The following is a 22145-nucleotide window of genomic DNA, read 5'->3' as shown; positions in this document are numbered from 1 at the left end:
GATGTCTTATATGTATCAAATACGTTGCTTTATCTTATTTTATTCTGGTAGAAGACAGCCTATACTGATTCAGCTTACTCCTACTTTTCTTCTTCCTCCACCTGCGCCTCTGTCTTGCCGAAGCGACGCTGCCTGCTCTGATAGCTTGCTATGGCCTTGCGAAGGTCTTCCTCTCTGAAGTCAGGCCAATAAGTGTCGCAGAAATACAGTTCCGAATAGGCTATCTGCCACAACAGATAGTTGCTGATGCGCAGTTCTCCTCCTGTACGTATGAGGAGTTCTGGGTCGGGCATGAAATAAGTGTCCAGATGACGGCTGAAGTTTTCCTCTGTGAGTTGCTTCTCCAGCTCATAATAACTGCCAGTAGGGCAAGAGCCGTTGGTCAAAGCCTCGAAAACAGTTTCCTTCATAGCATTGACAATTTCCCATCTCGACGAGTAGCTCAAGGCCACCACCATGGTCATGGCGTCATTCTGTGCCGTATGCTCCATGGTCTGCCACAACTTGTCCTGCACCTGTTGTGGCAGGCGCTTTATGTCGCCAATGACACGGAACCTCACATTATTCTTCATAAAGATCTCGTCCTCAAGCGAAGTAAGGACAAGTCCCATGAGTGCTGCCACCTCGTCAGCCGGACGGTTCCAGTTCTCGGTAGAGAAAGTATAGAGTGTGAGATACTTTACTCCGAGGCGTGTACATTCCGACGTGATGCGGCGCACTGTCTCCACTCCAGCCTGATGGCCGAAGCTGCGCTCCTTTCCGCGTTCTGTAGCCCAGCGTCCATTGCCATCCATGATGATAGCGATATGCTGGGGTATTCTGTTCATATCCAAGTCGTTAGCCATTAATCTTCTTTATTGCAAGTTCTACATTTAGCACTAAAGCTGTAAGTAAGCGTCAGCTGAAGTGCCGAATAGCAGTCGGTATTCTTGAAGAGTCCACTGCTCTTGATGCCATAAGGATCCTTCACTCCGTCGAGTTCATCGCTCAACGAGAAGTGTATCGCCCAGTCGAGCCCAACATTCACTCTTTCCGACATCTTATATTTTATGCCCAGTCCGATGGGCACATTGCCTGTAAATACATTTTTATCGCCACCTTTCACATACGTAGCTCCCAGACCTCCAAAGATGAAGGGAGTGAGACGCTTGGCTCCGCGATAGTCGCGCCCTGTACCATAAGGCCAGAAGTTGTATTCGAATACCAAGTTTACGTCTACCAGCGTATTGCTGAAACTATAGGAGGCATCCTCAAAATCTGGATAATAAGTTTCCACCTTGTCAGATGAACCTTTCAGCTTACCGAAGCTCACTCCCATTTTCAGAGCCTTATAAGCATCTATATTATAGCGCCCCACGACTGTTCCCAAGGGTTGCATCTGGGCAAATATATTGCCATTGAAATCGCCCTCGTAAGTCACAAGTCCTACTCCAGCACCCACCTCCATACGATACTGCGGGTCATCCTGCGCACTCATCCGAGCAGCAGTAGCCATCATTATCAGTATCATGAAGAGTATCTTGCGCATGCTTTTTACACCTTATTATATATAGGGGTATTTTAGTTTTTTCTCAACCATCCGTCACGGTTGTAGCGTCCCTTCCATACATTGCCACCATTTACCAACCAGTAGATATAGGTGTCGTATGATGTTCCGTCGGGAGCCACAGCAGCTTCTTTCACCTTGACAAAAGCAAAAGGCTTGGTCTTGTCGAAGGCAGGTGTCTGCTTTGGCATGATGACCATGGTGTCTACCTTCCAAGAGAGACCACCATCGATGCTCTCATACCATTTGGCGTCGCTACCGAGCGCTATATAGCTATCTTCATCCTTAGCTACTACAAGCTGGTCGAGCTTAGGCATCTTGTAAGGCTGGTTGTTGTCGTACTCTACGAAGTTCCACTTGCTGCCAGCGAAATTATTACCTGAGAAATCGATGGTACGGTTCCATACCATGGCGATAGTATCAGTTTTCTCTGTTGTGTTGCGGTTTCCGATAAGGAGTACATTCTCTGCATCCTTGGTAGAGCGAACAGCCGAATATGACATATTGATATTTGAAACTGGCAAGTACTTGGCGTCAGCATCAAGTTGCTCTGCTGTCCATGAAGCACCCTTGTCAGTAGATACAGAAATGCCGGTTACGCCTTCGTCATTTCCTGAGTATGCATAAAGATTCTTGCTGCCAGCTCCTATCAACTGCTTGAGCGAGGCAAAAGTACCAACGAGAGTCCAATTCTCCGCATCCATAGACTTCAACAGCTGATGCGTTTCTGGATTAAGAACATAGATACTATTGTCGAACACCACCACATTCTCGGCAGCCTGATTACCCAAGTTAGCCTCAGTGCTGACATCTTTCCACTGCTTGCCATTCTCGCTCTTAAACATCTCAAGAGCACCTTCAGCATTCTTACCGAAGAGCACAACCTTTCCACCTGCACTGACAGCCTTCATGCTATTAAGTGCAGCCAACTTAGCATTGGCCTGTGTCAAAGACTGCCAGATAAAGGTATCAGGGCGCTGCGTATGCACGTTTACCTTCACTTTGTAGTCGGCATAAGCTGAAGCATCCTGTGCATAGACACGGATAGCCTTCTCCTTGGTCTTGGTAAAGTCAATAGAGTCGGTACTGTTGTACCACACGAGAGAATCGGTCTCGCCCTCTTTCTCAGGCTTCTGCTTTACATAATTTATCTGAATATAACTGCTGTTCTTGGCAGAAATAGTAGCAAGAACGGCAGCGATACGAGTATTCACAGGGAGAGAATCGAGATTATAAATCTCATGATTGGTCTGGTCGATGGTGAAACCGAAGGTAGAGCCGTCTACGACACCTCTCAGGAGAGAATCACTAACGCCATCCTTCTTCTTTCCAAACTTGTCCATCTTGCCCAACGAGAAGTCGGTGATGGCAGTATCATGATAATATACTATATTAGTATTGTTGTCAGTGCTGTCGAGACAAGACGACAACGACAAACCTGCTGTCACCAGCAAGATGAAAGCTAAAAACTTCCTTTTCATTACACTCTAAATATTTTTAGCTGCAAATTTACGGAGAATTCTTCAAAAAAAGCCCCTTTTGTTCGCTTTATTATGCAAAATATGGAAATTAACGGCAATTTTTAAGTTTGTTTAGTGATTTAAAGGAACTATTCTGGCAGTTAAGCCACCAGTTTCCAGTTTTTTTCTTTCAATGGTTTAGCCTTTCAGCCTTTATGCTGAAACAAAAGAAATCCCATTTCTCTTGCGAGAAACGGGATTCCATTATAATGAGTTTTATCGATTTTTCGATAGGAACATGCTCCCCCGTCATGGGAAAGCGTGCTTGAATTAGAGCTGTGGACCAGCAGCAACAAGAGCCTTACCAGCCTCGTTAGTCTCGTACTTCTTGAAGTTCTTGATGAAACGAGCAGCCAAATCCTTAGCCTTCTCCTCCCACTGAGAAGCCTCAGCGTATGTATCACGTGGATCGAGGATCTTAGGATCTACGCCTTCCAACTGTGTAGGAACTACGAAGTTGAAGAATGGGATAGTCTTTGTAGGAGCTGCGTCGATTGAGTGGTTGAGGATAGCGTCGATGATACCACGTGTATCACGGATAGAGATACGCTTGCCTGTACCGTTCCAACCTGTGTTAACCAAGTATGCCTTAGCACCAGACTTCTGCATCTTCTTAACCAACTCCTCAGCGTACTTAGTTGGGTGCAACTCCAAGAATGCCTGACCGAAGCAAGCAGAGAATGTTGGAGTAGGCTCGGTGATACCACGCTCTGTACCAGCCAACTTAGCTGTGAAGCCAGAGAGGAAGTAGTACTTAGTCTGCTCAGCGTTCAAGATAGATACTGGTGGCAATACGCCGAATGCATCTGCTGACAAGAAGATAACCTGCTTAGCAGCTGGACCCTGAGAGAATGGACGCTGGATGTTCTTGATGTGGTAGATAGGATAAGATACACGAGTATTCTCGGTAACTGTCTTATCTGCGAAGTCAATCTTACCATTCTTGTCTACTGTTACGTTCTCGAGGAGAGCGTCACGTGTGATAGCACCGTAGATGTCTGGCTCAGACTCCTTGTCGAGGTTGATAACCTTAGCGTAGCAACCACCTTCGAAGTTGAACACACCCTCATCGTCCCATCCGTGCTCATCGTCACCGATCAACTTACGCTTAGGATCTGTTGACAATGTAGTCTTACCTGTACCAGAAAGACCGAAGAAGATAGCAGTGTTCTCACCGTTCATATCTGTGTTGGCAGAGCAGTGCATAGAAGCCATACCCTTCAATGGCAAGAAGTAGTTCATCATAGAGAACATACCCTTCTTCATCTCACCACCATACCATGTGTTGATGATAACCTGCTCCTTAGAAGTTACGTTGAATACAACAGCAGTCTCTGAGTGGAGACCCAACTCCTTCCAGTTCTCAACCTTTGCCTTAGAAGCATTGTAAACGATGAAGTCTGGCTCCTGATCGAACTCAGCCTCGTTCTGAGGACGGATGAACATATTTGTTACGAAGTGTGCCTGCCATGCTACCTCAACGATGAAACGTACCTTCATACGTGTATCCTTGTGTGTACCACAGAAACCATCTACTACGAACAACTTCTTGTTAGAAAGCTCCTTCTTAGCGATCTCCTTAACGGCGTTCCATGCCTCTGGAGTAGCCTTGTGATTATCGTTGTGATACTCCTCAGAATCCCACCATACTGTGTCGTGAGATGTAGCATCGTCAACGATGAACTTGTCTTTAGGAGAACGACCGGTATAGATACCTGTCTTTACGTTAACTGCACCGAGCTCAGTCTCCTGACCAACCTCAAAACCCTCGAGACCTTCCTTAGTCTCCTCGTTGAACAATACCTCATAAGAAGGATTGTAGAGAACCTCAGTTGTACCTGTGATTCCGTACTTTGCTAAAACTGACTTATCAAACTTTGCCATTTTTATTAAATGTATTTAAGTTGTGAATTAATTCTTTCTAACTTTTAAGATGTTATTCTGATTTTCTTTCAAAGCCGCCGCAAAGTTACGAAAAATATGTTTCCCGACCAACTTTAGCTTATATATTTCCTGCATTTTAAAATCTTTTTAGGTTAAAGAAAATTAAATGAAAGGATTTCAGCCGCAATTTGGCACATAGACTTTGCAAATATTATTAACTCGATGCACTTTGGGGCGAAAAGTTACACCTTATTATATATAGCAAACCAGACTTGCTACAGAACAAAAAACTACCAACTACCCAAATCGCACTCGGCCTCTATCCGGTTCTCCACCTTGTCATCAAGATGACTGAAGAAGTTGAGTCCCGTCATCTTTTCCACCTCATCTACCGAACGGGCATAATATTCCATTTTGTGGCGTCCTTCCACATTATTATAAATAAACCCGATGGACTTGGGCGCATCCTGTTTTTTACCTAAAGTGAGAACTACCTTAAAGAATGCATCGGGCACGGACACTTCATGTTCGCCTACCGTCTGGGGATTCTTCGAACGGAAGACCGGCCCCGACACGATATAGATCTTGCCATACTTACTGGCCCAGTCGCGACAGGCTTCCTCAAGATATTTCCAGTCACGCTGGTTCAAGTCGCCATTTTGCGGACAGATGTTCGTCATCAGGAAAGCCTCCTTCTGCGCCTTATACGACCACTTGTTGTCGCCTGCCGGACACATATGTCCACGCTGATAGCCACACTCTCCCTCGCGAATATCGCTATAAGCCGCACGTGGCTCAGGCACGTCCATATCTTCCATAAACTTATGTCCGCCACGGGAATACTCACCGTCGACATGATCGGCTGTAAGTGTCCACGCCACCCAGTTGGGATTGCGCGTCCCGGCATTGTAAGAAGTAATATAGGCATAACGGTTCAGGCGCTGTTCAGGAACCTTCAGCCCTTCGTTGAGAGGCACCATGTAAGCCTCATCTTCTGCCGAATACCAGGCGGAACTGTCGTCTTTGGGCTCGCTCTCAGCCTTCGTGTCCGACTTTTCTGCCAGGACAGTCTTATTGGCCGGCTTGACAATCTCTTTCTCCGAATCAAGCGATCTTCTGAATGCGAACCCGCCCGCCACAACGAGAACTACGACTAAACCTATCAGACGCTCTTTCAAACTTCTTTTCTTTCTACTCATGATGCAATATCTTTTTAGGCACAAAAGTACTACTTTTTTACCAAGAAAGCATAAAGAGGAATATATTTTTCAAAAAAACGACAACTTTCCTTTGCTTTATCTGCATTTTCGTGTATCTTTGCATAAAATATGCTGCGCTCGGCAATCAGAAAGTAAACTTTCATTGCGCTCGCTTGCAATATCTTTGCATAAAAATTGTACGATATGAAAATAATTAACCTAAGCGATCAGAACTCCATCATCAACCGCTATTTGGCTGAGATGCGTGACAAAGAGTATCAAAAGAACCGACTCCTCTTCCGCAACAACATCAAGAGAATCGGCGAGTATGAGGCTTTCGAGATTTCCAAAACTCTCGACTATAAGCCCGAGAATGTAACAACGCCTTTAGGCGTAGCCCGGGTAAACCTGCCTACCGATGATATTGTCATCGGAACCATATTCCGTGCAGGACTGCCTTTCCATGAAGGCTTCCTCAACATCTTCGACCACTCAGGAAACGCCTTTGTCAGCGCCTTCCGCGAATATACAGACAAGAACCATACCGAAGTGGGAATACACATCGAGTACTTGGCCACTCCAGAGATTGACGACAAGACACTCATCATTGCCGACCCGATGCTGGCTACTGGTGGAAGCATGGAGTTAGGACTGAAGGCCATTCTCACGAAAGGCTCGCCCAAGCACATCCATGTAGCTTGTGTACTGGCAACTCCCGAGGGTATTGAGCACATCAAGAACACTTTCCCCGATGACAAGACCACTATCTGGTGCGCCGCCATCGACGAGGGACTGAATGAGCACAAATACATTGTGCCGGGCTTTGGCGATGCCGGCGATCTCTGCTACGGAGGAAAGCTGTAGAAATCAGAGAGCTCGCATTGTGTGTCTATAAAACGCAAATACTTTCGATTGCCAATGCAAGTATCTGCGTTTTTACCATTAGGAAAATTATCGTTTACCAGCAAAAGAAGTCAACGAAGGGCTTTATTAGCATCTGCCCAAGCCTTTGGGCAACTTTACCCATAACGATGGGCAAAGTTGTTCATAGTTATGGGTAAACTTGCCCATCGCAGTGGGCATGGTGCATAGTTGTACGTCTATATAAGTCATCTATTATGACCGATAAAGGTCGTCTATTATGACCGATGCGAGTCATCTATTATGACCAACGCTGGTCATAATAGACGACCCAAACCGGCATTCACTTTCGCAAGCACAAAAACACTTTAATAGTGGAACGAACTTCCGCCAAGAAACTCGCGCAACAGTGACGTGGGAGGCAGATTGTTGAAAGGAATGCCCTTGAAATACTTCAGGAACTTCAGCAGTCGGTAAGCCTCAGCATACTCGTCGCAGTTTTCGGGCACCTGCTCCAGCAGCGGTTCTGCCTGCATCTTGAGAACAGCCAACTCGTAGAGCATGGCCGTATTGAGCATGGCATCGGCATTCTCCTGGAAAGGGAAAATCCACTTGTTCTCGCCAGCACGTACCGACGGCCATCGGTGAATCGTTTCCTGAGCCGAGACGCCACGATATTTGTAGTCGCGTATGATGCGGCGCAACAGACGGTTGTCGGTTGTCGGGATGTAGTTGTGATTATCGAGCAAAATAGTGGTAAGCGCAGAGGCATAGACACGGAAAATCTGCTCGTTGGGAATCTGGGCTGTCAGTTCGGGATTGAGCGCATGAATGCCTTCCACCACGAGCACATTATTGTCGTTCATCTTGAGTCGCTGGCCGCTTTTCTTACTCTTGCCGCTCTGGAAATCGTACTTAGGCAGTTCCACCTCCTCACCACGGAAGAGGGCATTAAACTGGTCGTTGATCTTCTGAAGGTCGAGGGCATAGATACTCTCATAATCATATTCTCCATTCTCGTCCTTAGGCGTTCGCTCGCGATCGACAAAATAGTCATCGAGAGAAATCTGCAGAGGTTTCAGTCCGTTGACAGCCAACTGTATGGAGAGACGCTTGCACGAAGTCGTCTTACCCGACGACGAAGGTCCAGCCAGGAGGACGAGTTTCACCCCAGGCCGTGCTGCTATCTGCTCGGCTATCTGGGCAATCTTCTTCTCCTGAAGCGCCTCGCTGATATTGATGATATCCGTGGCATGGCCCGCATCAACAGCCGCATTGAAGTCGCCCACTGTTCGGATGCCGATAATATCCTGCCAGTGATGATGCTCCTTGAAGATTTCGAACATCTTGTCCTGACGGGTTACCTCGCCCAGTTCATCAGGGTTCTGGAGCGACGGAATGCGCAACAGCATGCCGTCGTAATACTTCTCCAACCCGAAGAGATAGAGCTGCGAGGTGTTGGTGAGGAGCGTGCCATAATAGAAGTCTACGTATTCACCTATTTTATAATAGGTAGTATAGAGCGAGCCCGAAGTGCGCAGCAGCTTCACCTTCTCCACATCACCTTTCTCCTCGAAGAGGGCTATGGCGTCCTCAGTAGGCACCATATAGCGGCGGATAGGCATACGTGCATCCACGATTTCCTGCATTCGCTTACGGATGCAGTCCACATCTTCGGCCGTAACATCACGTTCCAGTCGCACATCGACATAAAAACCATTCGACACCGGAATGTCGATCACCACATCATGCCCGGGATAAAGATCCTGCACAGCCTTGCAGAGCACAAAAAAAAGTGTACGAGTATAGGCTCTCGAGCCGGAGGAAGTGCGCATATCGAGGAACTCAATATCCTTGTTGTTGTAAACACGATAATGCATGCCTTCCACCTTGTTATTCACCTTGGCAGACACGGGTCCATGCTCCATTTTGAGGTTAAATGAAGAAAAAATATCAGAAAGTGTGCTTCCGTTTGCTACTTTCTGAGTTTTTTTATTATTTTTGCAGCGGATTTGTACTACTTGTTTCATTTTCGTTTCGATAGTGTTACAAAGTTAAACGTTCTCTCAACTTTCGGGTAAAATTACAAATAAAAAAGGAAACAACATGCTATTAGCAACTTAAATTAAATTAAAATATGTCGATTTGGATTTTTTTTAGGCTTATCGGAGCACTCGCCTTATTGATGTTTGGTATGAAGTCGATGAGCGACAGTTTACAGAAGATGGCTGGCCCACAGCTGCGCCATGTGTTAGGAACCATGACCACCAACCGCCTGACAGGCATCCTCTCAGGAACACTCATCACTGCAGCCGTGCAGTCTTCTACTGCCACCACGGTGATGACAGTATCGTTTGTCAACGCTGGTCTTCTCACCTTGGCACAAGCCATATCAGTCATCATGGGTGCCAATATCGGAACCACCCTCACCGCCTGGATCATGAGTGCAGGCTTCTCGTTCAACATCACCGACTTTGTATGGCCGGCTTTCTTCTTCGCCATCATCCTTATCTATAGCAAGAAACGCAAAATCGTTGGCGACTTCATCTTTGGTATTTCCTTTATGTTCCTTGGTTTGGGAACTCTCCGACAAACCGGTATCGACATGGACTTGGCTCACAACCAGCCCGTCCTCGACTTCTTCGCAAGCTTTGATCCTCACAGTTTCAAAACTACCATCGTCTTCTTATTGATAGGTAGCGTGCTTACCATGTGCGTACAGAGTTCAGCAGCCGTCATGGCCATCACGATGATACTCTGCTCCACCGGCGTACTGCCTATTTATCAAGGTATTGCCCTCGTGATGGGTGAGAACATCGGAACCACAGTAACCTCGAATGTGGCTGCCCTCACTGCCAACACGCAAGCCCGAAGGGCGGCCATGGCGCACATGGTGTTCAATATCTTCGGTGTGCTGTGGATTCTGTGCGTGTTCCGTCCTTTCATCCATCTCGTATGCGGATGGGTTGGCTACGACGACGTGATGGAAAAGAGCGACCCACACTTCATCGCCAATGCTGCCAAGTTGTCCTTTGTGCTTGCCGCTTTCCACACCACCTTCAACATCTCCAATACCTTTATCCTGGTTTGGTTTATCCCACAGATAGAGAGATTGGTGTGCAAGATCATCCGTCCTAAGAAGAATGCCGACGAGGACGACTTCCGCCTGCGCTTCATCCAGACTGGTATCATGAAGACACCAGAAATCTCTGTCCTCGAGGCACAAAAGGAAATCCACTCCTTCGCCGAGCGCATACAGCGAATGTTTGGCATGGTGAAAGAGCTCCTGGGCGAGACCAACGAAGATAAGTTTGTGAAACTCTTCACCCGCATCGAGAAGTACGAGGGAATCTCAGACAATATGGAGATAGAGATTGCCAAGTATCTGGATCAGGTGAGCGACTCACATCTGAGTGACGAGACCAAGGCCAAGATACGCGCCATGCTGCGCGAGATTTCAGAAATAGAAAGTATCGGCGACAGCTGCTACAACATAGCAAGAACCCTGAACCGACGCATCAAGGGCAAGGAAGACTTCATACCATCACAGTATGAGCACATGCACCAGATGATGGAACTTACCGACCAGGCGCTCACACAGATGAACATCACGCTCGTAGGACATAAGGTAGACAACGATGCCAATCTCTCGTTCAACATAGAGAACGAAATCAACAACTACCGAAACCAGTTGAAGAGCCAGAACATCAACGACGTGAACAACCACCTCTACACCTACGCCATAGGCACGATGTACATGGATATCGTACAGGAATGCGAGAAACTCGGCGACTATGTGGTAAACGTCGTAGAAGCCCGAATGGGCGTGCGTCAGCACGAGGCTTAAATCGCTACATTTCAGCCCCAAGAAGGTCATATCATCCCAGAAAACAGGATGATATGACCTTCTTTCTTGAAAAAAAGACCATTTTCCTTTGCCATGTGTACAAATAAGCGTATCTTTGCACCTTAAAATTGCAATTTTATAAATATTTAATGAAGATATTAGTGACGGGTGCGTCGGGATTCATAGGGAGCTTCATCGTAGAAGAGGCCCTCAGGCAAGGTATGGAAACATGGGCGGCAGTTCGCCCTTCCAGTTCCAGAAAATACCTGCAGGACGAGCGCATCCATTTCATCAACCTCAATCTTTCCTCCAAGGAAGAACTTATCAGCCAGTTAGACGGACACGAGTTCGACTATGTGGTTCATGCAGCAGGCGCAACGAAGTGTCTGCACGTTGACGACTTTTACCGCGTCAACACCGAAGGAACCAAGAACCTGGCAGATGCCATCATCGCGCTGAAGATGCCCATCAAGCGATTCGTCTTCGTAAGCTCACTCAGCATCTTTGGTGCCATACGCGAGAAGCAGCCTTATCAGGAAATCACAGAGCACGACACACCCAAACCCAACACGGCATACGGAAAGAGCAAGCTCAAGGCCGAACGCTACCTCGACAGTTTAGGCATAGGATTTCCCTACATCATACTGCGACCTACAGGTGTTTACGGACCTCGCGAGAAAGACTATTTCCTAATGGCAAAAAGCATCAAGCAGCACACCGATTTCTCGGTAGGCTTCAAGCGTCAGGACATCACTTTCGTATACGTTCAGGATGTGGTGCAGGCTGTGTTCCTTGCCCTCAACCATGGTAAGAACGGACGCAAATACTTCCTCAGCGACGGAGAAGTATATCAGTCGGAAACATTCAGCGACCTGCTTCACCACGAGTTGGGCGACACATGGCTCCTGCGCATCAAAGCGCCTATATGGGTGCTCCGCCTGGTAACCTTCTTTGGCGAATACATAGGAAGGATGACTGGCAAGATGTCGGCTCTGAACAACGACAAATACAACATTCTGAAACAGCGCAACTGGAGATGCGACATCGAGCCTGCTGTCGATGAGCTGGGATTCCATCCTCGCTACAAGCTGAAACAAGGCGTCAAGCTGGCCGTAGAATGGTACAAGAAGAACGGATGGCTGTAATGATGGGACAGAAAGACTGACTTTCACTACGACCTTCAGAAAAAACAACAAACAAGAATAGTGTGATAAAAGATTATTTCAAGATAGAGAAAAACCCGAAGAAAGGACTCCTGGCACTGGAATGGGTCATGTTGGGATATATGGCCATCACCGTGATAGCCATGCTCTTCACTTACACCAAACTGGTAAACCCCGAGTCTATGGTATGGGGACGCATCAGAGTACTGTTCATCACAGCAGCCATGTGGGCTGTATATCGCATGATTCCCTGCCGCATCACCAAGATGGCAAGAATCCTCGCCCAACTGTCGCTCCTCGCCTGGTGGTATCCAGACACTTACGAGATCAACCGTATGTTCCCCAATCTGGACCATGTTTTTGCCCAATGGGAGCAGTCGCTATTCGGATTCCAGCCAGCACTGGTGTTTGCCAAGAACATGCCCTGGGTCATCGTGAGCGAGCTGATGGACTTGGGCTACGTGATGTACTATCCCATGATGGTCATTGTGGCTTACTACTACTTCTTCTGCCGATACAGAGAGTTCGAGCGTGCCACATTCGTCATCTACGCCTCGTTTATCATCTATTATGTGATATTTATCTTCGTGCCCGTAGCCGGACCAACGTTCTACTATCATGCCGTAGGACTGAGCGACATAGCCAAAGGTGTTTTTCCACCCATGCACGACTATTTCAACTACTGCACCGACTGCCTGCCCACACCAGGCTATACCGACGGCATATTCTATCATCTCGTAGAAGACGCCAAGGCAGCAGGCGAACGCCCCACAGCAGCCTTCCCAAGCTCGCATGTCAGCATCAGCACCGTATGCATGCTGTTGGCATGGCACTCGGGCAACCGCAAGCTCACCTACACTCTCCTGCCCTTCTACATCTTCCTGTGCCTGGCCACTGTATACATACAGGCTCACTACCTCATAGATGCCTTGGCAGGACTGGTGACAGGAGTAGCAGTATACTTCGGGCTGATGGCTGTATCGCGCAACATGACCGAGCACAACACCTCAACCGCCAAACTGAGTCAGAGATAATATACACATTATTATATATATTGCAAATGGGGAAGTTAAAGAATTTAAAGGAGTTAGAGAAGTTAAAGCCATATGCTTAACAGCAAAATATTCAATCAAAAAAGGCTGTTGGCTATAACTTCTAACGACCGAAGGGAGTGATAACTTCTTTAACTTCTATAACTTCTGAACTTGCTAAAGTTCAATTAATAACCAAACAAATAGAATTCATCTAGAACAATGAAGAAACTATTTATCGAAACTTATGGCTGCCAGATGAATGTGGCAGACAGCGAAGTTGTAGCCAGCATCATGCAAATGGCAGGCTACGACATGTGTGAGAAGGAAGAAGAGGCCGATGCCATCTTCCTCAACACCTGCAGCATCAGAGAGAATGCAGAGAACAAGATTTACCACCGTCTGGAAACTCTTCACGCCGAACAGAAGAAAGGACGGAAAGTAATATTGGGCGTGCTGGGCTGTATGGCAGAACGAGTAAAGACCGACCTCATCGAGAACCATTATGCCAACTTGGTATGCGGACCAGACAGCTATCTCAACCTGCCCGACATGATAGCACAGTGCGAAAACGGCAACAACGCCATCAACATAGAACTATCCAAGACTGAGACTTACCGCGACATCGTGCCTCAGCGAATCGGCGGAAACCGTATCAGCGGATTTGTAAGCATCATGCGTGGATGCAACAACTTCTGCCACTATTGTATCGTGCCCTATACACGAGGCCGAGAGAGAAGCCGTGATGCAGAAAGCATCCTGCGCGAAGTACGCGACCTGCACGACCGTGGTTTCAAGGAAGTAACCCTGTTGGGACAGAACGTCAACAGCTACGGTCTCTCTCCATCGGGCAAGCGCGAGGAAGGAAGCCTGTCCTTTGCCCAGTTGCTGCACATGGTGGCACAGGCCGTGCCCGATATGCGCGTACGATTTACCACTTCCAACCCCGAAGACATGACCGAGGACATCCTGCAAGCCATAGCCGAAGAGCCCAACCTCTGTAAACATATCCACTTCCCTGCCCAGAGCGGAAGCAACAAGATTCTGAAGCTCATGAACCGCAAGTACACACGTGAGGAATATCTGGACAAGATAGCCGCCATCAAGCGCATCATTCCAGGTTGCGGCATCACGACAGATATCTTTGTGGGCTACCACGACGAGACTGAGGAAGACCAACAGCTCACCTTGTCGCTCGTCAAGGAAGTCGGCTTCGACAGCGCCTTCATGTTCAAGTATTCTGAGCGTCCAGGCACCTATGCAGCCAAGCATCTGCCCGACAACATATCAGAGGAGACAAAGATAGCCCGACTCAATGAACTCATCAAACTGCAGACCGAGATCAGCGCCCAGCAAAACAAGAAAGACGAGGGCAAGGAGTTTACTATCCTCATCGAGGGCTTCAGCAAGAGAAGCCGCGAACAACTCATGGGACGCACCGAACAGAACAAGGCCGTCATCATGGACAAAGGCAATCATCACATAGGCGAATTTGTGAAAGTACGCATCACAGGTTCCACCTCTGCTACACTCTTTGGTGAGGAAATAACAGAATAAAAACAAGAAAAACGCAAAAAGGCTTTGCGTTTTTCAATAAAAGCACTATATTTGCAGACTATGAAGGAATTCTTGCAAGTCTTACGACGCTTTGTGCCACCCTACAAGAAGTACCTGGCACTTTCTATCGTCTTCAATATCCTGTCAGCGATATTGAACATCTTCTCATTTGCAGCACTCATACCAATCCTGCAAATCCTGTTTCAGGTAGACGGAGGCATACGTGCCAACGACTACATGAGCTGGAATGGAGACCTTGGCAGCATCAAGGAAGTAGCTACCAACAATATGTACTACTACATCCAGGAGTTTATCGTAGAGTATAGTGCCTCTACGGCGCTTTTGGTCATCGGTCTGTTCCTGGCCTTCATGACATTCCTGAAGACTGGTGCTTACTTCCTGTCATCTGCCATGATTATACCTATCCGTACAGGCATCGTGCGCGATATCCGAAACCAGCTCTACCACAAGATTACCTCCCTCTCGTTGGGATTCTTCAGCGAGGAGCGCAAGGGCGACATCATAGCACGAATGAGCGGCGATGTACAGGAAGTGGAAAACAGCATCATGTCGTCACTCGACATGCTCTTCAAGAATCCTATCCTCATCGTAGCCTACTTCACTGCCCTCGTGGTTATCAGCTGGCAACTCACCATCTTTACCATCCTCTTCGTACCAGGATTCGGATGGTTTATGGGCTTTGTAGGCAGGAAGCTGAAAGCGCAAAGTACGGAGGCACAGTCGCTATGGAGCGACACCATGAGCATGGTAGAGGAAACACTCGGAGGCTTGCGCATCATCAAGGCTTTCTGTGCTGAAAGCAAGATGAACGCAGCTTTCGCCAAAGTGAACGGATTGTATCGCGACCACATCATGCGAGTAAACATCCGTCAGCAGATGGCGCATCCTATGAGTGAGTTCTTGGGCACTATACTCATCGTCATCGTATTGTGGTTTGGAGGTATTCTCGTTCTCGACTACGGACGCATCGACGGTCCTACCATCATCTTCTATCTCGTCATGCTCTACAGCATCATCAACCCGCTGAAGGAGTTCTCGAAGGCAAGCTACAACATCCCTAAGGGTCTTGCCTCCATGGACCGTATCGACAAGATACTGCAGGCAAAGATAGAAATCAAGGATAAGGAGAACCCTGCTCATATAAGTAGCTTTGAGCATCAGATAGAATTCCGCAATGTATCCTTCGCCTATACCGACCACCGCAACAACGAGTTGGTTTATGTGCTGAAGAACATCAACCTGGTGATTCCCAAGGGAAAAACCGTTGCCCTGGTAGGACAGAGCGGTAGCGGAAAGAGTACGATGGTAGACCTCATTCCTCGATACTACGACGTACAGGAAGGAGAAGTGCTTATCGACGGTATCAACGTGAAAGACCTGGCCGTGCACGACCTCCGACAGCTGATAGGCAACGTGAATCAGGAGGCAATCCTCTTCAATGCTTCCTTCAAGGACAACATACGATTTGGCAAGACCGATGCCACAGAAGAAGAAATAGCCAACGCAGCAAAAATAGCCAATGCCTACAACTTCATCACACAGTCAGAGCAAGGCTTCGATACAAATATCGGCGACCGTGGCGGACGTCTCTCAGGTGGCCAGCGCCAGCGTGTCAGCATCGCCCGTGCCATTCTGAAGAATCCACCTATCCTCATCCTTGACGAGGCTACATCAGCACTCGACACAGAGAGCGAGCGACTGGTACAGGATGCTCTTGAAAAACTGATGAAGACACGCACCACTGTGGCTGTAGCCCACCGCCTGAGCACCATCAAGAATGCCGACGAGATATGTGTGCTCCACGAGGGACGCATCGTAGAAAGAGGCACTCATGAAGACCTGATAGCCAAGAATGGCTATTACCGCAAGTTGCATGATATGCAGCAGGTATAAGACACAAAATAACAAACAACGATGAAGATTACATACAGGATAAAAGATACGATGCCTTTTCTGCGAGGATTGCTTATATCATCAAGCCTTGTAGTGGGTATACTCGTTCTCTTTAGGTTGATATTTATAGCTCTGAACGTACCTATTCAGGTAATATGCGACCAATGCGGGGATCTTACAATGACGGTATACAACGCCTTACGCTTTGATATGCAAGTTGCCGCTTATGTAGCACTGCTTCCTACGGTGATTATGCTGGCGCAAGCGTTCATAGCTTCAGCGCACACCAAGATGTGGTTAAAGCAATTTTGCTCATGGTACTATGCGATAGCCATCATCTTGATTTCGCTCCTATCAGCTATCGATCTAGGATATTATGCCAATTTCAATAGCCATATATCCATAACTTTCTTCGATTTCTTCGATGAAGAACCTCTTAGTTTGGTTCAAACCATTTGGGACGATTATCCTGTAGTATGGATAGCTATAGGCTTATGTGTGGTTGGATTTATATGCAAAATCATTAGCAATAAGGCATACTCACACGTAGGCAAGCCTTGCAAGATTTCGCCAAAAGGTATCAGTTGCAGGCTCGTGGGGTACGTAGTCATACTGGCAATATGCCTAAGAGGTTCTTTGGGTATGTATCCACTACAAGTGGAAGATCTGGTTGTATCGGCAGATGAACGCATCAACAACATCATACCAAACGCTCCGTATATGCTAAAGAAAGCATTAAAGGAGAAATCTGTCGTTTTCGACACGAAATCCACAGATGCCCTGCTGAAAGAATATTCTTTTGCTAGCCTAAAAGAGGCAATGGATACATTCAATGATGCCGACAATGCCCTAACTGCTGACACGCTTGCAAGCCTTCGCAAGGTATTGTTCAGCCATGCTGCTGATACCATGAAGCATCTGCAACCCAACATTTTGCTGCTATGCAGCGAAAGCTGGAGCAACTATCTGCTGCACCAAAAACCATTGCAATGTGGCATGGAGAAGCATCTAGCCCAAGATATCTTTTTCAGCAATTATCAGTCGGTACGCAACGGAACTGTTGCAACAATAGAGAACATCACTGTTTCAACACCATATCCGCGTGTGTTTCGTTCTAAATATCGCAAAGATTGCTTGCCATCAGCCATCACGCTACCATTCAGAAATAGCGGCTACACGTGCGAATTTATTTCGGGCATGGACTTAGCTTGGGAAAATTGCGGCATAGCATTGAAAAAACAGAAATTCGACAAACTGACGGGTAAGTTTGACATTCTGAAAGAAATTCCTAAGGCTGAATATAATGGCATCGGAGTGTACGATGAATACATGCTGGATGTTATCTTAAACCATCTCAATAGAGATACCAAACATCCACAGATGATCATGGGTATGACCACCACCAACCATCCGCCGTTGGATTTGCCAAGTAATGTAAAACTACCAGCATTACCAAAAGACTACTGCAAACAAGCATGCTTTAGCAATGTGGGCGAAAATGTAGTGATGAAATATCTTAGGGCTTTCCAGTATTATGACAAGAACTTAGCTGCATTCCTCGACAAATTCAAGAAATCGAAAGCGGCTGATAACACGATTCTTGTCATCACTGGCGACCACAACGTTCGCTCCATACTTGACTACAATACTGTAGACAAGAAATGGAAAAACTCGGTACCACTATATGTATACCTTCCTCCGTATCTGCGTAGCAACAACTATCCGCTATACTCTAAGAAATATGGATGCCACTATGACATCTTGGCTACATTAGCCCCGTTTGCCTTCAAAGGTACCGACTATATGAAACTGGGCAACAATCTGCTCGATACAACAGTACCAGACGACAGATCGTATAGCTATAATGAAGAGCAAACATTAGCAGCGCCTAATTATTTGAAGAAGGCAGAAAGGAAGGCACAAGCTCGCGAACTCTTGTTGCGACTATACTTCTAAAAGACATTCGCAAAACTCGAAAAAAATCATAAGGTGGAGGCCACTATGTAGTCTCCACCATAAAGTATTTTAGCATGGGAAAAATATTGTATGGCAGTCTCTACTGCATTTTTTACTTGGTTTCATTGCTACCTTTAACAATATTATATGCCATCAGCGATGGAATATACTATATGATGTATTATGTTGTAAGATACCGAAGACACTTGGTAAGGAAACATCTAATCGATTGTTTTCCAGAAAAGAGCGACGAAGAGCGACTAAAGATAGAGCGCGAATTTTACTCTTGGCTCTGCGACTATTTTGTGGAAACCATCAAGCTCTTCACGATGAGCAAGAAGCAGGTGATGAAACGCATGCAGTTTGTAGGAGCCGAAAAGGTAAGAGAATCCTGCCAGAAAGGACAGTCGTGCGCAGTATACTTAGGTCATTACTGCAACTGGGAGTGGGTAACATCCCTCCCTCTTTGGGCTGGCGAGGACATTACATTCGGCCAGATTTATCATGTACTGGAGAATTCCGCCTTCGACAAACTCTTCCTGTATCTCCGCAACCGCTTAGGAGCCATCAGCATTCCTATGGCAGAAACTTTAAGAAAAATAGTAAAAATGCGCCAGGAAGGCAAACAGATTGTCATCGGCTTCATCGCCGACCAGGTACCTTTTTGGAACAACATCCATTACTGGACCGACTTTCTGCACCATGACACTCCCGTGCTCACTGGTACAGAGAAAATAGCCATAAAAGCCAACTTTGCTGTATACTACTTGGATATGCAACGAGTGAAACGTGGCTATTATAAAGGAGAATTCAAACTATTGACCGACAAACCCAAAGAATGTAAGAAGTTTGAAATCACCGAGATGTATTTCCGCGAATTGGAAAAAACTATCCAGCGCCAGCCTCCTTATTGGCTCTGGACACACAACCGCTGGAAACGTACACGTGAACAATGGCTCAAAGTTGTAGACCCATTGACGCATAAAATGAGAAGAGATCTACAATAATTATCAGAATTTATATTTAACCAGATAAAAAAGATGATATTTGTAACAGACAAAGGACGTATGTGTAACAATATCTTACAGTATGGTCATGTTTACGCTTGGGCACGTGAGCATGGCAGAAAAAGCATTTCTATGCGTTTCTGCTATAAATACCAATATTTCAAGATATGCCACACTAAAGGCCATAACTTCCTGACTTATATAATAGCTAAATACGCTGCCAAGTGGGGACTGATAGCTACCGTGGACTTCAACGACATAGCCGAAGAGGCTATTGAAAGAGATGCTGCTATTGTAGCCCGCAACAAACACGTTCTGATTAAAGGCTGGTGTGTCCGTTTCTACGAACTCTTCATCAAGTATAAAGCAGAAATCATAGACCTCTTTTCCTTCGACAAGCCTATTCTGGATAAAACCCAGGCCTTTATGGGCAAAAAGAAGATTGATGAGATTAGGCTTGGTGTGCATATTCGCCGAGGTGACTACAAGACATGGCATAATGGGAAATACTATTTTGAAGATGATGTATACCAAGATTACATTCAGCAGTTCCAGTCGCTGTTTCCAGATAAGCAGTTGACAGTGTATATCTGCAGCAACGATCCTGCCCTTGACAAGCAATTCTATCGAGACCACCTAAAAGATGCAGCCATCGTATTTCCACAAGGAGGTCAAGAAGACGACCTCTGCCTACTTTCGGAATGTGATTACCTGATAGGTGCCCCAAGTACATTCTCTCTGGTAGCAGCCATGTATCATGATCTTCCGCTATATTGGCTTGAAGATAAAGAGGAAAAACTCTCTATCTCATCTTTCGAAAAGTTCAATCATTTATTCCGTAATATCAGATAAACTATTTGTTATATGCCAAAAGTCAGCATTATTGTACCCAACTACAATTACCGCAAATATCTTCCTCAAAGGTTACAATCCATATTTGAGCAGACATTTACCGACTATGAAGTTATATTACTAGATGACTGCTCAACAGACGGCAGCCGCCAATATCTTCAACAATTTGCATCGCATCCCAAGGTAAGCCACCTTATCTTGGGTGAAACAAACACGGGCAACCCATTCGTACAATGGGAGAAAGGTATCGCTTTGGCACAAGGCGAATATATCTGGATAGCAGAAAGCGATGATTATTGCGATAAGACATTCCTACAAAATGCTGTGAGAATATTAGACGAAAAACCTCGTATCTCATTCACACATTGTGGGTCAATCCTAGTAGACCAGGATGGAAAGAAATTGGAACGTAATTATGATACCTGGCCTTTAGGTAAAGATAATGGCAAGACATACACCTATACTTCCCACCAATACCTAAAAGACTTCATGTTATATCATGATGAAACCTACAATGCCAGCATGACCGTCTTCCGCAAGAGCAAGTATCACCTCATTGATAAAGACTTTACTGCTATGCACTATTGTGGAGATTGGCTCTTCTGGATAAAAATGGCAGAGAAAGGTGATGTCGCCATCTTACACAAACGACTTAATCGGTTCAGGCGACATAGCCAAAGTGTTACAGTTCAAATAGATAGAAAGGAAAAGCAATTAGCAGAAAAGCTAATCATTTTCACCTATCTTTGGGATAAACTTATATTAAATGGATTTCAACTTACCTTATCAAAAGGTTATGTATATAAGGAAATCATCAGAACGAACATGGAGGAAAGCCGCAAGAAACAAACACTTGCCAACATGCGCAAATATGGAGTAACTAAGAAATGCTATTACTTGGAGCGCATTATCAAAACACTCTGCCAGATATTACATATTAAGCTAAGACTATAAAACAAGATAACAATGAAAAAAATAAAAGTTAGTATTCTTGTATCTACATACAATTGGCCGGAAGCATTAGAGTTTTCCATCAAAAGTATGTTTACACAAACCATTTTACCCGATGAGATTGTTATAGCAGATGATGGTTCTTCACATGAGACTACAGATCTCATTGAACGATTAAGAAATGAAACCTCCATTCCTATCAAACACATATGGCATGAAGACAGAGGATTTCGCAAAACTATCATACTAAACAAAGCTATTGCGCAAATTTCAGGAGAGTACATCTTACAAGTTGATGGAGATGTTGTCCTGTCACCTCATTTCGTAAGTGACCATCTTGAACTTGCAGAAAAGAACTATTTCGTATGTGGCAGTAGAGTGAAGCTATCTCCTAAAGTAACCAAACGATTGATGGATTCTAAAAAATTCAAGCTGAGCATTTGGAATATGCCAATTACGTTTGTTTTCAACAGTTTCCGTTCCAAGTTCTTACGCCATTTTATGGCAGAAAGATATGCTAAAAAAATAGACCACTTACGTGGCTGCAATATGGCCTTTTGGAAAGATGACCTAATTAAGGTAAACAGCTTCAATGAGGACTTAATGCAATGGGGACACGAGGATGGAGAAATTGCTTTTCGCCTTCATTTTGCTGGTGTCAAGAAGAAAGTTCTTAAAATGGGGGGAAATGTTTACCACCTTTACCACAAAGAGGCATCTAAAAATAACGAACAACGACACCTTGCGGAACTTGACAAAGTAAAACGAGAACACCTTTCATGGTGTGAAAACGGAATAGATAAGTATCTATCCTAAGATGAAGCAATAACACAATCAGCGTGAAGTGCCATTTCCAA

At 45.8% G+C, this 22145-nt stretch carries 17 protein-coding genes; 11 read left to right on the top strand and 6 right to left on the bottom strand.

Going from position 1 to position 22145, the window contains the following annotated elements; genetic code table 11:
• Positions 1 to 80: 80 nt before the first annotated feature.
• The 5 genes from P3T48_RS00175 to P3T48_RS00155 form a co-directional block, all read right to left on the bottom strand.
• Positions 81 to 845 (bottom strand): isoprenyl transferase, encoded by a 765-nt coding sequence (locus P3T48_RS00175; RefSeq protein WP_158462876.1) that lies wholly within the window; start codon positions 843 to 845, stop codon positions 81 to 83.
• Positions 845 to 1528 carry a type IX secretion system protein PorG gene (gene porG / locus P3T48_RS00170; protein WP_022252498.1) on the bottom strand — a complete coding sequence of 228 codons (684 nt, stop codon included), beginning with the start codon at positions 1526 to 1528 and terminating at the stop codon, positions 845 to 847. The genes P3T48_RS00175 and porG overlap by 1 nt, the downstream gene beginning before the upstream one ends.
• A gap of 32 nt (positions 1529 to 1560) precedes the next feature.
• Positions 1561 to 3027: a BamI family beta-barrel-assembly machinery protein gene (gene bamI, locus P3T48_RS00165; protein ID WP_276505167.1), complete on the bottom strand. Its 1467-nt coding sequence runs from the start codon at positions 3025 to 3027 to the stop codon at positions 1561 to 1563.
• 309 nt (positions 3028 to 3336) lie between these two features.
• Complete coding sequence (gene pckA, locus P3T48_RS00160; RefSeq protein WP_217757747.1) at positions 3337 to 4950, bottom strand: phosphoenolpyruvate carboxykinase (ATP); 1614 nt, start codon at positions 4948 to 4950, stop codon at positions 3337 to 3339.
• 290 nt (positions 4951 to 5240) lie between these two features.
• The gene (locus P3T48_RS00155) at positions 5241 to 6149 is read right to left on the bottom strand and encodes a DNA/RNA non-specific endonuclease (RefSeq protein WP_276505166.1); all 909 of its coding nucleotides are present in this window, start codon (positions 6147 to 6149) and stop codon (positions 5241 to 5243) included.
• 204 nt (positions 6150 to 6353) lie between these two features.
• Here P3T48_RS00155 and upp point away from each other — a divergent pair, with 204 nt between their 5' ends.
• A complete protein-coding gene (gene upp, locus P3T48_RS00150) occupies positions 6354 to 7013 on the top strand; it encodes a uracil phosphoribosyltransferase (protein ID WP_022252494.1) in 660 nt (219 codons plus the stop codon).
• Between the two features lie 365 nt (positions 7014 to 7378).
• Here upp and P3T48_RS00145 read toward each other — a convergent pair whose 3' ends face one another.
• Positions 7379 to 9040 carry a nucleoside kinase gene (locus P3T48_RS00145; RefSeq protein WP_276505165.1) on the bottom strand — a complete coding sequence of 554 codons (1662 nt, stop codon included), beginning with the start codon at positions 9038 to 9040 and terminating at the stop codon, positions 7379 to 7381.
• A gap of 107 nt (positions 9041 to 9147) precedes the next feature.
• On the opposite strand from P3T48_RS00145, the gene P3T48_RS00140 reads away from it, so the two are divergent.
• From P3T48_RS00140 to P3T48_RS00095, 10 genes are all read left to right on the top strand, one after another.
• Positions 9148 to 10857 (top strand): Na/Pi cotransporter family protein, encoded by a 1710-nt coding sequence (locus P3T48_RS00140; protein ID WP_276505164.1) that lies wholly within the window; start codon positions 9148 to 9150, stop codon positions 10855 to 10857.
• Between the two features lie 149 nt (positions 10858 to 11006).
• Positions 11007 to 12002 carry an NAD-dependent epimerase/dehydratase family protein gene (locus P3T48_RS00135; protein ID WP_276505163.1) on the top strand — a complete coding sequence of 332 codons (996 nt, stop codon included), beginning with the start codon at positions 11007 to 11009 and terminating at the stop codon, positions 12000 to 12002.
• Between the two features lie 62 nt (positions 12003 to 12064).
• On the top strand, positions 12065 to 13054 hold the full coding sequence (locus P3T48_RS00130; RefSeq protein WP_276505162.1) for a phosphatase PAP2 family protein: 990 nt from the start codon (positions 12065 to 12067) through the stop codon (positions 13052 to 13054).
• A gap of 219 nt (positions 13055 to 13273) precedes the next feature.
• On the top strand, positions 13274 to 14608 hold the full coding sequence (gene miaB / locus P3T48_RS00125) for a tRNA (N6-isopentenyl adenosine(37)-C2)-methylthiotransferase MiaB (protein WP_022252489.1): 1335 nt from the start codon (positions 13274 to 13276) through the stop codon (positions 14606 to 14608).
• Positions 14609 to 14668: 60 nt separating this feature from the next.
• Positions 14669 to 16522: an ABC transporter ATP-binding protein gene (locus tag P3T48_RS00120; RefSeq protein WP_158462868.1), complete on the top strand. Its 1854-nt coding sequence runs from the start codon at positions 14669 to 14671 to the stop codon at positions 16520 to 16522.
• A gap of 180 nt (positions 16523 to 16702) precedes the next feature.
• A complete protein-coding gene (locus P3T48_RS00115; RefSeq protein WP_276505161.1) occupies positions 16703 to 18478 on the top strand; it encodes an LTA synthase family protein in 1776 nt (591 codons plus the stop codon).
• A gap of 74 nt (positions 18479 to 18552) precedes the next feature.
• Positions 18553 to 19485, top strand: coding sequence for a lysophospholipid acyltransferase family protein (locus tag P3T48_RS00110; RefSeq protein ID WP_276505160.1), 933 nt, complete (start codon positions 18553 to 18555; stop codon positions 19483 to 19485).
• Positions 19486 to 19518: 33 nt separating this feature from the next.
• A complete protein-coding gene (locus tag P3T48_RS00105; RefSeq protein ID WP_276505159.1) occupies positions 19519 to 20337 on the top strand; it encodes an alpha-1,2-fucosyltransferase in 819 nt (272 codons plus the stop codon).
• A gap of 12 nt (positions 20338 to 20349) precedes the next feature.
• Complete coding sequence (locus tag P3T48_RS00100) at positions 20350 to 21291, top strand: glycosyltransferase family 2 protein (protein WP_276505158.1); 942 nt, start codon at positions 20350 to 20352, stop codon at positions 21289 to 21291.
• Between the two features lie 12 nt (positions 21292 to 21303).
• Complete coding sequence (locus P3T48_RS00095) at positions 21304 to 22104, top strand: glycosyltransferase family 2 protein (protein ID WP_276505157.1); 801 nt, start codon at positions 21304 to 21306, stop codon at positions 22102 to 22104.
• The last annotated feature ends 41 nt before the right edge of the window (positions 22105 to 22145 follow it).

This window comes from Segatella intestinalis (assembly GCF_029348455.1).
Classification (GTDB): Bacteria; Bacteroidota; Bacteroidia; order Bacteroidales; family Bacteroidaceae; genus Prevotella.
This window is presented reverse-complemented; position numbering and strand designations above follow the sequence as displayed.